This window comes from Microtetraspora sp. NBRC 16547 (genome assembly GCF_030268965.1).
In the GTDB taxonomy this organism is placed as follows: Bacteria; Actinomycetota; Actinomycetes; order Streptosporangiales; family Streptosporangiaceae; genus Microtetraspora.
In genome coordinates, this window is record NZ_BSSE01000005.1 from 166496 (window position 1) to 180655 (window position 14160).

The following is a 14160-nucleotide window of genomic DNA, read 5'->3' on the forward strand; positions in this document are numbered from 1 at the left end:
CGGTGAAGATCACGCTCCCCTGGGGGACGGCGGGCCGCCGTGCCCGCCCGAACCGTGCGGCGCTCATCCTGGGCGCGATCACCGTCGCCGCGGCGGCGCTCTATTCCGCGGCCGGCCTGATCCGCCTGCACGCGTTCCGCCTGGGCACCTACGACCTGGTCATCTTCGACCAGGCGATCCGGTCCTACTCGCGCTTCACGCTGCCCGTGTCGATCGCGAAAGGCGTGCACAACGACTTCGGCGCGGGCTTCTCCGTCCTGGGAGACCACTGGTCGCCGATCTTGGTCACGCTGGCGCCGTTCTACTGGCTGCACGACGGGCCCGAAACCCTGCTCATCCTCCAGGGAGTGCTGCTGGCCGCGGCGATCCCGCCGCTGTGGCTGTTCGTCCGGCGGCGGCTCGGCACCGCGGCCGCCCATCTGATCGCGGGCGCGTACGCGCTGTCCTGGCCGATCGCCGAGGCGGTCGTCTTCGACTTCCACGAGGTGGCCTTCGCACCCGCGTTGACCGCGTGGATGATCGAACGCCACGACGCCGGCCGGACGAGACAGGCGGTCCTGGCCGGCGCGCTGCTCCTGTGCGTCAAGGAGGACATGGGCCTGATCATCACCGGATACGGCCTGTTCCTGGTCGCCGTCCGGCGATGGCGGCCCGGACTGCTGCTGGCGGGCGCCGGCCTCGCGGCGGTAATGGTCACCACCCGGATGCTCATTCCGGCCTTCGGCGGGCGGGCCGACTACTACTGGGCCTACGGCGCGCTCGGCCCCGACCTGCGCACCGCCGCGGTGCGGGCGCTGACCCATCCGGTGGAGGCGCTGGCGCTGCTGGGCACTCCGCCCGAGAAGGCGGCCACGGTGGCTCTGCTCGGCGCGATGGTGCTCTTCCTGTGCCTGCTCTCGCCGATGACGCTGATCGCGGTGCCGCCGCTCGCGGCCCGCATGCTGGCGAGTTCGTTCCCCAACTGGTGGGGGACGGAGTACCACTACAACGCCTTCGTCGTCGTGGTGCTCTTCTGCGCGGCGGCGGACGGGATCGCCCGGACCCGGCTGGCCTCCCGGAAGGTGTCGCTGGCCGCGGCGCTCCTGCTGGTCGCCGTCGCTCTCGTGCCATTCTTCGCCTATGGACGGCTGCTCACGCCCGGGAACCGCGCCCGCGCCGCCGCCGACGCCGCGGCGGCGGTGCCGGACGGGGTGCTGGTGGAGGCGGCCAACTACGTCGGCCCCGCGCTCACCTCGCGTACGCGCGTGCTGCTGTGGGATCGGCGCCCGCGCTGGGCGCCCTGGGTGGTCGCCGACACGGGAAGGAAGACCTTTCCGTTCACCGGGCTCGACGAGCAGCGGGCCCGGGTGGACCTGCTGCGGCGAAGCGGGTACCAGGTCGTCTTCGAGCGTGACGGCTACGTGGTGCTGCGGGCGGCCCGGAATGATCGGCTGCCGGATCTCGGCTGACGCGGCTGTACTGCCGGCTGTTCAGCGGGCGAACTCCGTGGCGCGGGACTCGCGGACGACCGTGATGCGGATCTGGCCGGGGTAGGTCAGCTCCTCCTCGACCCGCTTGGCGACGTCCCGCGCGATCACCTGGGCCTGGATGTCGTCCACGGAGTCGGGGCGGACCATGACCCGGATCTCCCGCCCGGCCTGCATGGCGAAGACCTTGTCCACGCCGTCGTACGACTGGGCGATCTCCTCCAGCCGCTCCAGCCGCTTCACGTACGCCTCGAGCGACTCACGCCGGGCTCCCGGGCGGCTGCCGCTGATCGCGTCGGCCGCCTGGGTGAGGACCGCCTCGACCGTGCGGACCTCCACCTCGTTGTGGTGCGCCTCGATCGCGTGGACGACGTCCTCGTGCTCGCCGTACCGGCGGGCGATCTCCGCGCCGATCAGGGCGTGGCTGCCTTCGACCTCGTGCGTCAGCGCCTTGCCGATGTCGTGCAGCAGCGCGCAGCGCTTCACCAGATCGCGGTCGAGCCGCAGCTCGGAGGCCATGATCCCGGCGATGTGCGCGGACTCGATCAGGTGCTTGAGCACGTTCTGCCCGTAGGAGGTGCGGTAGCGGAGTTGACCGAGCAGCGTGACCAGCTCCGGGTGCATCTCGGTGATGCCGATCTCCACCAGCGCGTCCTCGCCCGCGCGAACGCACAGGTCGCGGATCTCGGTCTTGCTGCGCTCGTACGCCTCCTCGATGCGCTGCGGGTGGATGCGCCCGTCGAGAACGAGCCGTTCCAGCGTCAGCCGGGCGGTCTCCCGCCGGACCGGGTCGAAGCACGACAGCAGCACCGCCTCGGGCGTGTCGTCGATGATCAGGTTGACCCCGGTCGTGGACTCGAAGGCCCGGATGTTGCGCCCCTCACGGCCGATGATGCGGCCTTTCATATCGTCGCCGGGCAGGTGCAGCACACTGACCACGGACTCCGCGGTCTGCTCGGTGGCGACGCGCTGGACCGCCAGTGTCACGATCTTGCAGGCGCGCTTCTCGCCCTCTTTGCGCGCCTCGCCCTCGATCTCGCGGACGATCAGGGCGGCCTCGCGCTTGGCCTGGTTCTCGATCTCCTTGACCAGTTCGCTCTTCGCCTGGTCGGCGGTGAGCCCCGCCACCCGCTCCAGGATCTTCCTGCGGTTGTCGGCAACGTGGTCGAGTTCGACCCGCCGGTCCGCCAGCTCCGTCTCGGTCTCGGCCAGCTTCCGTGCCCGCTCGGCCTGCCTGCGGGCCTCCTCGTCGAGCCGCTGCTCCCGCTCGACCAGGCGGCTTTCCCGGCGCTCAAGGTCGGAGCGCAGCTCCTTGATCTCGCCTTTGCGGACGCGTGCCTCCTCCTCGACCTCCTTGCGCATCTGGGCGGCGCTCTCGGCGAGGGACTCGGACTTCCTGACGATCTCGGCTGCTTCGCTCTCGGCGTTGCCGCGGATCTCCTCGGCCTGGCGCCTGGCCTGTTCCAGCTCCTCGTTCACCTCGGTCTCGACCGCGGCGAGCTGCTCCGGGGAGGGGTCTTCGGGCCGGGAGACGCCCTTGGTGTGGCGCACGACCATGACGAGCGCGGCAATCGCTACGAGCGTCAGCAGCACCACCGCCAACGCCAGCACGATCACGATCGTATTCATGCGCGCCCACCCTCCTCGCGTCGCAGCTTCGAGCCAGCGAGGGGGTTACGCGCACAGCACGGCAGAACCCGGCGACGTCAGCGAGACATCGTGAAATCCGGCAGCCCGGAAGGGTCGCCGTCATGGCCGGCAAGCCGGTCGATATTCCTCGTTCTGTCATCCACCGATATGGCAATCCGCACTGCGGAGTAACTCCTCACTGCGGTCGAGATTAAGCGTCAACGAGGTAACGGGCAAGCAAAGGAGCGGCGTCAAATCGCTTTTCCTGGTCACATCCGACGGCGCGAAAAGGACACGCCCCTCCAGGCGGGACGTGTCGGCGCGCGGAGCAAGACCCCGCGCGCGGCACCCGGAACATCACCGCGTGTCGCCGTCGAGAAGATCGTCGATCTCGGCGCCCTCACTTTCCAGCGCCTCCCGGACGACCCGGAAGGCGAGCCCCGGGCCGTATCCCTTGCGGGCGAGCATCCCGACCAGGCGGCGCGTACGGGCCTGGGGGTCCACGCCACGCGTGCCCCGCAGCTTGCGGGCGACCAGCCTCCGGGCGGTCTCCACCTCCTGCTCGGGGTCGAGCCGCTCGACGGCCTCATTGACGGTGTCCTCGTCCACACCGCGATGGCGCAGCTCCTGCGCGAGCGCCCGCCGCGCGAGGCCGCGCCCGGCGTGCCGGGAACTGACCCACGCCGCGGCGAACGCCTCGTCGTCGATGAGCCCGACCTCGGAGAAGCGCTCCAGTACGGCGTGCGCGGCCTCCTCCGGCACTTCCCGCTTGCGCAGCGCTTCGGCGAGCTGGGCCCGGGTCTTCGGAGCCATGGTGAGCAGCCGGAGGCAGATGGCCCTGGCCACGGCCTCAGGGTCGGCGGCCGGCCCCTGAGCGGCCGAGGATTCCTCATCAGGACCGTCGGACCGCCCGTGCGGTCGCCCGGACCGGCGCTCGCGCGCCCTGATCTCCTCCCGGAGCGCCTCCAGCGTGGGAACATCCGCCGTCGGAAGCTCCGGGCCCTCGTCCCCCGGCCCCGGCTCGCCGGGAGAGCCGGGGAACTCATCACGCCTCATGACTGGGCTCAGACGTCACCGGGCTTGGGCGTGGCGGCCTTGGAGCCGCGCCCGCCGGAAGGAGCGGCCGCAGCCGGCGCGGGAGCGGGCGCCTCGGCGGCGGCGTCCAGGCGCGGCCCGACGCCGAGCTTCTCCTTGATCTTCTTCTCGATCTCGTTGGCGATGTCGGGGTTGTTCTTCAGGAAGTTGCGGGCGTTCTCCTTGCCCTGGCCGAGCTGATCGCCCTCGTACGTGTACCACGCGCCGGCCTTGCGCACGAAGCCGTGCTCGACGCCCATGTCGATGAGGCCGCCCTCACGGGAGATGCCGACGCCGTACAGGATGTCGAAGTCGGCCTGGCGGAAGGGGGGCGCCATCTTGTTCTTGACGACCTTCACCCGGGTGCGGTTGCCGACCGGCTCGGTGCCGTCCTTGAGCGTCTCGATCCGTCGGACGTCCAACCGGACCGACGCGTAGAACTTCAGCGCCTTACCACCCGTGGTGGTCTCCGGCGACCCGAACATGACGCCGATCTTCTCGCGAAGCTGGTTGATGAAGATGGCGGTGGTGCGGGTCTGGTTGAGCGCGCCGGCGACCTTTCGCAGGGCCTGGGACATCAGCCGCGCCTGGAGACCGACGTGGCTGTCGCCCATCTCGCCCTCGATCTCGGCCTTGGGCACCAGGGCGGCGACGGAGTCGATGACGATGATGTCGACCGCGCCGGAGCGGATCAGCATGTCGGCGATCTCGAGCGCCTGCTCACCGGTGTCCGGCTGGGAGACCAGCAGCGCGTCGACGTCGACGCCGAGCTTCTTCGCGTACTCCGGGTCGAGGGCGTGCTCGGCGTCGATGAAGGCGGCGATGCCGCCGGCCCGCTGCGCGTTGGCCACGGCGTGGAGCGCGACGGTCGTCTTACCGCTGGACTCCGGCCCGTAGACCTCGACGATGCGACCGCGCGGGAAGCCGCCGATGCCGAGAGCGACGTCGAGGGCGATCGCGCCGGTGGGGATCACCTCGACCGGGGCACGCGCGTCGTCGCCGAGGCGCATGACGGAGCCCTTGCCGAACTGCCGCTCGATCTGCGCGAGGGCGGTCTCAAGGGCCTTCTCGCGGTCGTTGATTGCCATTGGGTGCCCCCTGGAGGGTCGTGGTCTGTTGGTCACCGGAAAGCTACGGGGTGCCACCGACATTTTCCGGAGTTCCGGAAGCCGGCGTCTGGAAGCCGGCGCCGGACGCCCCGGGAAGCCCCGGAAGGCGCCTGTGGCTGCCCATCCGGCACGGCACACCCTGCGGCGGCGGTTCAAATATAGCCGAACGGCTGTTCGATCACATCTGGAACCGGACGGCGAGTCGTCCACCCCCCGCCCGCGCCGTTCGAGGAGATTCCACCCGTCGTACGGCGGCCCAGGACCCGGCGGTGGCCGCCGTGCCGGGCAGGGGACGTCCCCGGAGCCCAACCGCGAAGTCACATTCCCGGGCATTCCGTCAGCGCTGTTGCCTGTCCGATGACCTGCGGCGATCCTGAGGGAAAGCCGGTTCTCCCTCAAGGCGGCGAAGTGACGAGCACCAGCACCTACGCACCACAGCGCCGCACGCACCTGGAGGCGCTCGCCGGGCAACTCCCGGAGCGCGGGCTCGTCGGCCGCATGCTGGGCGGGGACGACCCCGTGCTCTGGGTGTGGCATCCGCACACCGGGCATCAGACGATCGTCTTCGCCGCGCCGACGATCGAGGGGTGGCTGTTTCTGTGGTCTCCGGACGGCCAGGAGAGTGCCGAGGACCTGGAAAAGACGGCCGACGCGGTGACGAAGCTGCTCTCCCGCACCCGCTGAGGCCGTCCGAACTTCCGCACTTCCGTCCGCACTTCCGTCCGCACCGCCGCCCCCGCTTCCAGCCGCGCCGCCAGGCGGGCTCCGGGCAGGCAAGCCTCACGACTCCTCCGCAGGCCACCCCGGCTTCCCGGCGACCCCCTCCACGCGATCTCCTCGGGCGAGGGCCCGGACCGTCGCCCCGGCCCCTCGCCCCATCTGCCGCGCCGGGTCTAGAGCCCCTGGTCCGGGCCGAAGACCTCGTAGTGAACGCGCTCGGCCGGGACGCCCCGGTCGAGCAGCCGCGCCCGCACCTCGCGCATGAACGGCACGGGCCCGCACAGGTAGGCCCGTGTGCCGTCGAGGATGTCGACGCCGGAGAGATCGACCAGCCCCGTGCGCTCGGCGGGCCACCCGTCCTCCGGCTGCTCGTACCAGACGTGCGCGACCGCCTGCGGGATCTTCTCGATGAGCAGTTCCAGCTCACCGCGGAAGGGGTGGCTGAGCGGGGAGCGGTCGCCGTGCACCACGGTCACCGGCCGCGTGGTCGCGGTCGCGGCGAGGTAGGCCAGCATGCTGGTGATCGGGGTCGCTCCGACGCCCGCGGAGGCGAGCAGAAGGGGGCAGTCCCCCTCGTCGAGGACGACGTCACCGAAGGGGGCGCTCACGCGCAGGACGTCTCCCTCGCGGACGTTGGCGTGCAGCCAGTTCGAGACCTCGCCTTCCGGGTCGCCCGTGACCCGCTTCACCGAGATCCAGTGGTCGGTGCCGCCCGGCGCGCAGGACAGGCTGTACTGCCGGATCTGCCGCGCCCCGTCCTGGAGCTCCACCTGGACGGAGACGTACTGGCCCGGCCGGAAGGACGGCGTCGGGCCGCGGTCGGCGGGCCGCAGCATGAACGTGGCAACGTCGGGGGTCTCCTCGACCCGGCCGACCACCCGCCAGGGACGCCACACGTCGCCGTCCGCGACGCCCGACTCGGTGTACAGCCGCGCCTCCAGCGCGATCAGCGCCCCGGCCATCAACCAGTAGACCTCGTCCCACGCCGCCGCCACCTCCGGGGTGACCGCGTCACCGAGGACCTCGGCGATCGCGGCGAACAGGTGACGGTGCACGATGCCGTACTGCTCCGCCGTGATCCCGAGCGAGGCGTGCTTGTGCGCGATGCGAGCCAGCAGCCGGTCGGGCCGCACGTCGGGGTTCTCCAGCAACGCGACCGCGAAGGCGGCGATGGAACCGGCGAGGGCACGGGCCTGCGCCCCGTCGGCCTGGTTGCCCCTGTTGAAGAGGTCGCGCAGCAGTTCGGGATGGGCGGTGAACATCTTGCGGTAGAAGAGCGGCGTGATGTCCCCGATCGCGCCTCCGACGGCGGGCAGGGTGGCGCGGACCACGGCGGCGGACTTCTCTGAAAGCATGACGAACTCCTAAACCTGATTTTGAGATACCAATTTCAGTCGCGACTGTTCCCACGGCTGACGTGAACATCGATGAGGTCAGGCGGGCGGGGAGGTGAGCAGTTGGAAGAGCACCGGCCTGGAGGAATCTCCGACCAGATCACATACGGTCAGCGGATCAAGCGAGGAGTAGAACGCCTCCTGCGCGTCACGCAGCGCCACGCGCAGGCGGCACGCTCCCCGCAACGGGCACGGCGGCTCGTCGTCACAGCCGACCACGTCGTCCGTGCCCTCCAGTTGACGCACCAGCCAGCCGACGGAGGCGTTGCGGCCGGTGGTGGTGATCTCCAGCCCGCCTCCCCTCCCCCGCCGGGTTTCCAGGACGCCGAGGTGTTGAAGCCGGCTGACCACCTTGGCGACGTGGGTGTACGGCGCGGCGACGGAACGGGCCACCTCCCTTGAGGTGGGCAGTTCCTGCGCCCCGTCCATCACCGCCAGGCGCATGGTGACCCGGAGCGCGAGGTCGGTGAACTTCGTCAACCGCACACCACGAAAGCTATCAAACTGGTATCCAGGGGTCGTATTTAGGGTCGCGAAAGACGGCCTCTTCCGTGTGACACGGCCTTCAGGGCCCGCCGGGCGCGCTATGCGCTCAGGGCGTGACAGGCCGGCGACAGGCCGGGCGTGATGGGTTAAGGAGCGTGTCTCGGTAACGAGCACGCGATAGGGGGCCACTCTGCAAGGCGGGATCATCTCGCATAGAAGACCACGAGATGCGGGCGGGTTGCCCCAGGTCGTGTCACTCCTTGCCGGAGAACCGCTCCCATGCGGACTGGCGGGTGATCCCGAGAGCTTCGCCGATCTTGATCCAGGTGACGCCGCGTCGGCGCAGTTCCTGCACCCACGAGCGCAGGTCGGCCTCGGCCTGGTCGATGTGCGCGGCGACGCGCGGAATGTGGCTCAGCATCTCCCCGTCTGTCAATGACTCCCAGACGGGCACGCGCGACTTTGCGGGGCTACCGAGGCTCCCGTCGATGATCGACGCGGCGAGAGCCACACACTCGTTGCAGATATACGCTCCAGGGCCGGCGACCAGCTTGTCGACCTTGGTGTCCGGCTTGCCGCAGAAGGAACACCGAGCAAGTTCGGCCGGGGCGTCAGGCTGTGTCACAGCGCACTCCTTAAGGCGTCAGGATGCCCCTGACACATTAGCTCGTCAGGAAGTCCCTGACAATTGGTATGCGCGTTGCACGCCGGGCCGGGAGCTGAAGCGCCTCGCTGACAACACCCCAGTGGCAGGTGATTGCCGTTACTGAGACACACTCAGCGGAGCCGGGGGTCCACGTCGACGACCGTGCAGACGGCGCGCCAGACCCGCTTGGCGGCCACGCCGTCGGCCAGGGCCTGCTCGACGGTCCTGCCGTCGAGGTCGGCGATGACATAGTCCTTCGCCCACGACTCGGCGTACGCCTCGCCGAAGTGGCGGTGCATACGGCTCCAGAAATCGGTCAGGCGCATCCCCCAAGTATGGTCCACGCCGCGCCGGAGGCGCCTCCAGTGACTTCCTCCCCACAGCTGAAACCGGGGGATTCCAACCCTCACAGGTTGGTCTTCCTACTTCACCGCCAGTCACCCGCCGGGCCCGCGCCCATGACACGGGAGCCGCCAACAGGTCGCAGCGAGGATCGGCGTCCGTTTCTGTCGGACGGCGGATGCATTATGGCCAGGTGAGCGTGCTCAACTACTTCAGTCCGGTGACGAGGCAGTGGTTCACCGGCGCCTTCGCCGCCCCCACCGCCGCCCAGGAGGGCGCCTGGTCGTCGATCGCGCGTGGCGACAACACCCTGGTCGTCGCTCCGACCGGGTCCGGCAAGACGCTCGCCGCCTTCCTGTGGTCGCTCGACCGCCTCGCCACCGAGCACGCCCGGGAGCGGCTCGCGGGCCCGCCCGGAGGACGAGGCGAGGAGGCGGCGGCAGAGACGGAGCCCCGTGCCGGGAGCGAGGCCGCGGCGACGGGGGGCGAGCGCCCCGGAGGTCGGGGAGCCGGCGGAGCCCGCGCGTCCCGGGCCAGGGCGCCTGAGCGGCTGTGCCGGGTGGTCTACGTGTCACCGCTCAAGGCCCTGGCCGTGGATGTCGAGCGAAATCTGCGGGCGCCGCTCACTGGGATCAAGCAGACGGCCCACAGGCTGGGCATCCCCGCTCCGGAGATCTCCGTGGCGATCCGATCGGGCGACACCTCGGCGGATGATCGGCGCCGTTTCGCGGCCCGCCCGTCGGACATCCTGATCACCACGCCCGAGTCGCTGTTCCTCATCCTCACCTCGCAGGCGCGTGAGGCGCTGCGCGGAGTGGAGACGGTCATCGTCGACGAGGTGCACGCGGTCGCCGCCACCAAGCGCGGCGCCCACCTCGCGCTGACCCTGGAGCGGCTCGACGCGCTGCTGCCCCGGCCCGCGCAGCGCATCGGCCTGTCCGCGACGGTCCGGCCGGTGTCCGAGGTGGCGGCGTTCCTGGGCGGGTCCCGGCCGGCCACAGTGGTGCAGCCGCCGTCGGAGAAGGTCATCGAGGTCGACGTCGTCGTCCCCGTCGAGGACATGACGGAGCTGGCGCCGCCTCCGCCCGGGATGGACGGAGAGCCGGCCGAGCACCGGCGGAGCATCTGGCCCCATGTGGAGGAGCACCTGCTCGACCTGATCGAGGCGCACCGGTCCACGATCATCTTCGCGAACTCGCGCCGCCTGTCCGAGCGGCTCTGCACCCGGCTGAACGAGCTCGCGGACGAGCGCGCGTCCACGGATCCGGCGGCTGCGGCGAACCAGGCGGCTGCGGCGAGCCCGGCGGCTGCCACCCCTCCGGGCGACCGTCCGCGCGGCTCTCTGGGTACTCCGGCCGAGATGATGGCGCAGGCCGGGGCGTCCCGCGGCGCGCTCGCCGAGGTCGTGCGGGCCCACCACGGCTCGGTGTCCAAGGAGGAGCGGTCCCAGATCGAGGAGGCGCTGAAGTCCGGACGCCTGCCCGCCGTGGTCGCCACCTCCAGCCTGGAGCTGGGCATCGACATGGGGTCGGTCGATCTGGTCGCGTGCGTGGAGTCGCCGCCGAGCGTGGCCAGCGGCCTGCAGCGCATCGGCCGGGCCGGGCACCAGGTCGGCGCCGTCTCCCGAGGGGTGATCTTCCCGAAATACCGCGGCGACCTCGTCCAGACGGCCGTCGTCGCCGAGCGCATGCGGAGCGGCCAGATCGAGGAGCTGCACTATCCGCGCAACCCTCTCGACGTCCTGGCCCAGCACATCGTCGCAATGACCGCGCTCGACGAGTGGACGGTCGACTCGCTGGAGGACCTGGTCAGGAGGGCCGCGCCGTACGCGACGCTGCCGCGCGGGGCGCTTGAGGCGACGCTCGACATGCTCGCCGGGCGATACCCCAGCGAGGAGTTCGCCGAGTTGCGGCCGCGCATCGTGTGGGACCGGGTGACCGGCACGCTGCGGGGCCGTCCGGGCGCGCAGCGGCTGGCCGTGACCAACGGCGGCACGATCCCCGACCGGGGGCTCTTCGGCGTGTTCCTCGTCGGTGAACGGGCCTCGCGGGTCGGCGAGCTGGACGAGGAGATGGTCTACGAGTCGCGCGTGGGCGACGTGTTCGTGCTCGGGGCGACCTCCTGGCGGATCGAGGACATCACCGCCGACCGGGTGCTCGTCTCCCCGGCTCCCGGCCAGCCGGGCAAACTGCCGTTCTGGCACGGCGACGCCCCCGGCCGGCCCGCCGAGCTGGGCCGGGCCATCGGCGCCTTCGTCCGGGAGCTGTCCGGCGCGGGTCTCCCGTCCGATGCCGGTCTCCCGTCCGATGCCGGCCGTACGTCCGGGAAGGACCGGCCGTCCCCGCAGGAGGCGTCCGCCGCGGCGCGGGTCCGCGAGGCCGGGCTGGACGAGTTCGCCACCGGCAACCTGCTGGCCTACCTCGGCGAGCAGCGCGCCGCCACCGGATACGTGCCGGACGACCGCACCCTGCTCGTCGAACGGTTCCACGACGAGCTGGGCGACTGGCGAGTGGTGATCCACTCGCCGTACGGCGCGCGCGTGCACGCCCCGTGGGCCCTCGCCATCGGGCGGCGGCTGCGCGAGCGGTACGGCGTCGACGTGCAGGCGATCCACTCCGACGACGGCATCGTGCTGCGCATTCCGGACACGCTCGACGAACCGCCCGCAGACGTGGCGGCCTTCGACGCCGACGAGATCGAGCAGATCGTCACCGAGGAGCTCGGCGGCTCGGCGCTCTTCGCCGCCCGGTTCCGCGAGTGCGCCGGGCGTTCCCTGCTGCTGCCGCGCCGTACGCCGGGGAGGCGGACCCCGCTCTGGCAGCAGCGCCAGCGCGCGGCCCACCTGCTCGGTGTGGCGAGCAGATACGCGGGCTTCCCCGTAGTGCTCGAAACCATGCGCGAGTGCCTGCAGGACGTCTTCGACGTGCCGGGGCTGGTCCAGCTGATGCGCGACATCGCGGCCCGGCGGATCCGGCTGGTCGAGGTGGAGACCGCCCAGGCGTCGCCGTTCGCCGCGTCGCTGCTGTTCAACTATGTCGGCGCGTTCATGTACGAGGGGGACGCGCCGCTGGCCGAGCGCCGCGCGCAGGCCTTGGCCCTCGACACCGCGCTGCTGGCCGAGCTGCTCGGCCAGGCGGATCTGCGCGAGTTGCTCGACCCCGACGTGATCGCCGAGGCCGAGCGGGAGCTGGCCCGGCTGGACCGGCCCCTCCGGGATCCGGAGGATCTGGCCGACCTGCTCCGCACCCACGGCCCGCTGCTCGCGGAGGACGTGTCGATCCGCGAGGGCGACCCCGCTTGGCTTGTCGATCTGGAGCGGGCCCGCAGGGCCATCCGGGTGCGCGTCGCGGGTGAGGAGCAGTGGGCCGCGATCGAGGACGCCTGGCGGCTGCGCGACGCCCTGGGCACACCGCTCCCCGTCGGCGTGCCCCAGGAGTTCCTCGACGCCCCGGCTCCGGCGTCCGGCCCGGCCTCCGCCTCCTCGTCGGGCGCCTCGTCCGGCTCCGGGACCAGATTCGGGGCCGGCTCAACGGCGACGCGTCCGGATCCGCTCGCCGATCTGGTCGCGCGTCACGCCCGCACGCGAGGCCCCTTCCACGCTGACACGGCCGCCGCCCGGTTCGGGATCGGCGTCGCGGTGGCCGGCGACGCGCTGCGGCGGCTCGCCGCGACCGGCCGGGTCGTGTCGGGCGAGTTCCGCCCCGGCGGCCGTGGCGAGGAATGGTGCGACGCCGGGGTGCTGCGGATGCTGCGCCGCAGGTCACTGGCGCGGCTCCGCAAGGAAGTCGAGCCGGTCCCGCCCGAGACGCTGGCCACCTTCCTGCCCGCCTGGCACGGCGTCGCTCCCGTCCGGCCCGCCCACGAGCGGGGCGCCGACAGCGGGCGGCGCGGCGGTCCGGCCCGGGCGATGGACGATCTGGTCAACGCGATCGAGCGGCTCCAGGGGGCGGCGGTGCCCGCCTCGGCTCTGGAGACGCTGATCCTGCCCGGTCGGGTGCCGGGCTACTCCCCCGCGCTGCTCGACGAGCTGACCGCGTCCGGCGACGTCATCTGGTCGGGCCAGGGTTCGCTTCCGGGCGGGGACGGCTGGGTGTCGCTCTACTTCGCCGACACGGCTCCGCTGCTGCTCCCCGAGCCCGCCCCGATCACGATGACACCGCTGCACGAGGGCGTCCTGGCCGCGTTGGGCGGCGGGGGCGCGCTCTTCTTCCGCGAGTTGTCCAACCGGGTCGCGTCCCTGGCGATCGGCGTCTCCGCTCCGGGCGACGCCGTTCCCGACGATCCGGCCCTGGCCGCCGCGCTGTGGGACCTGGTCTGGTCGGGACGGGTCACCGGTGACACGCTGGCGCCGCTCCGGTCGGCGCTCGGCTCCGGGCGGCCCGCGCACCGGCCCCCGGCGAACCGGTCGCTCCGGCGTCGCCGGGCGGTCCTGCCGACACGTTCCGGCCCGCCCACGGTCAGCGGCCGGTGGTGGCTTCTCCCCGACCCCGCCGACGACGGCACGCAGCGCGCGCACGCCCAGGCCGAGGTCCTGCTCGAACGGCACGGCGTGCTGACCAGGGGCGGGGTCGGCGCGGAACGGCTGCCCGGCGGGTTCTCCGCCGTCTACCAAGTGCTGCGAGCGTTCGAAGAGAGCGGCCGATGCCGCCGGGGTTACTTCGTGGAAGGGCTCGGCGGCGCGCAGTTCGCGCTGCCCGGAGCCGTCGACCGGATGCGGGCCATGTCGCCGACGGGATCTCCCGCGCCCTCTGCCGAACCGCCTGAGGATCTGTGGACGACTCCGCCGCCGCGCGCGCCCCGGCGCGTGGTCGTGCTCGCCGCCGCGGATCCGGCCAACCCGTACGGCGCGGCCCTGCCCTGGCCCGACCGGCCCGGGGAGGTCACCCACAAACCGGGCCGCAAGGCGGGCGCGCTGGTGGTCCTGGTCGAGGGACGGCTCGTCCTCTACGTGGAGCGGGGCGGCAAGACGCTGCTTTCCTTCGGCGCCGGAAGCGGCGGCGGTGACGATGCCGGGGAGGATCTCCAACCCGCGGTCGACGCGCTGGCCCTGGCGGTGCGGGAAGGGGCGCTGGGGAAGCTGACGGTCGAGCGTGCCGACGGCGCCTCGATCATCGACTCCCCCCTGGCCGCGACTCTGGAGGCCGCCGGGTTCCACCCAACACCGAAGGGCCTGCGGATTCGGGCCTGAGCAGCCGTTCCTGAACAACCGGGCCTGAACAACCGCGCCCGAACAACCTGGCGGCCCGGGTCGCCCGCAGCGCCGCGGTTCCCCCGGCGACGAAGCCGGAGGCCCA

General features: G+C 71.7%; 10 protein-coding genes. 3 read left to right on the top strand and 7 right to left on the bottom strand.

The features are described 5' to 3' along the window. The first annotated feature begins 2 nt into the window (after nucleotides 1–2). Nucleotides 3–1448: a DUF2079 domain-containing protein gene (locus QSK17_RS10180; protein WP_285704328.1), complete on the top strand. Its 1446-nt coding sequence runs from the start codon at nucleotides 3–5 to the stop codon at nucleotides 1446–1448. A 21-nt stretch (nucleotides 1449–1469) separates the two neighbouring features. On the opposite strand, the gene rny is transcribed toward QSK17_RS10180, so the two are convergent. The 3 genes from rny to recA form a co-directional block, all read right to left on the bottom strand. Further along, on the bottom strand, nucleotides 1470–3095 hold the full coding sequence (rny, locus tag QSK17_RS10185) for a ribonuclease Y (protein ID WP_285704329.1): 1626 nt from the start codon (nucleotides 3093–3095) through the stop codon (nucleotides 1470–1472). A 357-nt stretch (nucleotides 3096–3452) separates the two neighbouring features. Beyond that, nucleotides 3453–4151, bottom strand: coding sequence for a recombination regulator RecX (recX, locus tag QSK17_RS10190; RefSeq protein ID WP_285704330.1), 699 nt, complete (start codon nucleotides 4149–4151; stop codon nucleotides 3453–3455). 8 nt (nucleotides 4152–4159) lie between these two features. Continuing rightward, nucleotides 4160–5257 (bottom strand): recombinase RecA, encoded by a 1098-nt coding sequence (gene recA, locus QSK17_RS10195; protein ID WP_285704331.1) that lies wholly within the window; start codon nucleotides 5255–5257, stop codon nucleotides 4160–4162. A gap of 429 nt (nucleotides 5258–5686) precedes the next feature. On the opposite strand from recA, the gene QSK17_RS10200 reads away from it, so the two are divergent. After that, nucleotides 5687–5962 carry a hypothetical protein gene (locus QSK17_RS10200; protein WP_285704332.1) on the top strand — a complete coding sequence of 92 codons (276 nt, stop codon included), beginning with the start codon at nucleotides 5687–5689 and terminating at the stop codon, nucleotides 5960–5962. Nucleotides 5963–6171: 209 nt separating this feature from the next. Here QSK17_RS10200 and QSK17_RS10205 read toward each other — a convergent pair whose 3' ends face one another. The 4 genes from QSK17_RS10205 to QSK17_RS10220 form a co-directional block, all read right to left on the bottom strand. Next, nucleotides 6172–7353: a globin domain-containing protein gene (locus QSK17_RS10205; protein WP_285704333.1), complete on the bottom strand. Its 1182-nt coding sequence runs from the start codon at nucleotides 7351–7353 to the stop codon at nucleotides 6172–6174. A gap of 78 nt (nucleotides 7354–7431) precedes the next feature. Beyond that, on the bottom strand, nucleotides 7432–7878 hold the full coding sequence (locus QSK17_RS10210) for an RrF2 family transcriptional regulator (RefSeq protein ID WP_285704334.1): 447 nt from the start codon (nucleotides 7876–7878) through the stop codon (nucleotides 7432–7434). Nucleotides 7879–8131: 253 nt separating this feature from the next. After that, nucleotides 8132–8503 carry a ClpX C4-type zinc finger protein gene (locus QSK17_RS10215; protein WP_285704335.1) on the bottom strand — a complete coding sequence of 124 codons (372 nt, stop codon included), beginning with the start codon at nucleotides 8501–8503 and terminating at the stop codon, nucleotides 8132–8134. Between the two features lie 152 nt (nucleotides 8504–8655). After that, entirely contained in the window at nucleotides 8656–8850 is a 195-nt protein-coding gene (locus QSK17_RS10220; RefSeq protein ID WP_285704336.1) for a DUF3046 domain-containing protein, read from the bottom strand. A gap of 194 nt (nucleotides 8851–9044) precedes the next feature. Between QSK17_RS10220 and QSK17_RS10225 the strand changes: the two genes are divergently transcribed. Next, nucleotides 9045–14054, top strand: a complete 5010-nt coding sequence (locus QSK17_RS10225) for an Lhr family helicase (protein ID WP_285704337.1) — start codon at nucleotides 9045–9047, stop codon at nucleotides 14052–14054. Nucleotides 14055–14160: the final 106 nt, after the last annotated feature.

What these genes read in the sequence shown, in the direction of transcription:
- rny (WP_285704329.1), bottom strand. Translation starts at nt 3,095, where the DNA reads ATGAATACGATCGTGATCGTGCTGGCGTTGGCGGTGGTGCTGCTGACG.
- recX (WP_285704330.1), bottom strand. Translation starts at nt 4,151, where the DNA reads ATGAGGCGTGATGAGTTCCCCGGCTCTCCCGGCGAGCCGGGGCCGGGG.
- recA (WP_285704331.1), bottom strand. Translation starts at nt 5,257, where the DNA reads ATGGCAATCAACGACCGCGAGAAGGCCCTTGAGACCGCCCTCGCGCAG.
- QSK17_RS10205 (WP_285704333.1), bottom strand. Translation starts at nt 7,353, where the DNA reads ATGCTTTCAGAGAAGTCCGCCGCCGTGGTCCGCGCCACCCTGCCCGCC.
- QSK17_RS10220 (WP_285704336.1), bottom strand. Translation starts at nt 8,850, where the DNA reads ATGCGCCTGACCGATTTCTGGAGCCGTATGCACCGCCACTTCGGCGAG.
- QSK17_RS10225 (WP_285704337.1), top strand. Translation starts at nt 9,045, where the DNA reads ATGCATTATGGCCAGGTGAGCGTGCTCAACTACTTCAGTCCGGTGACG.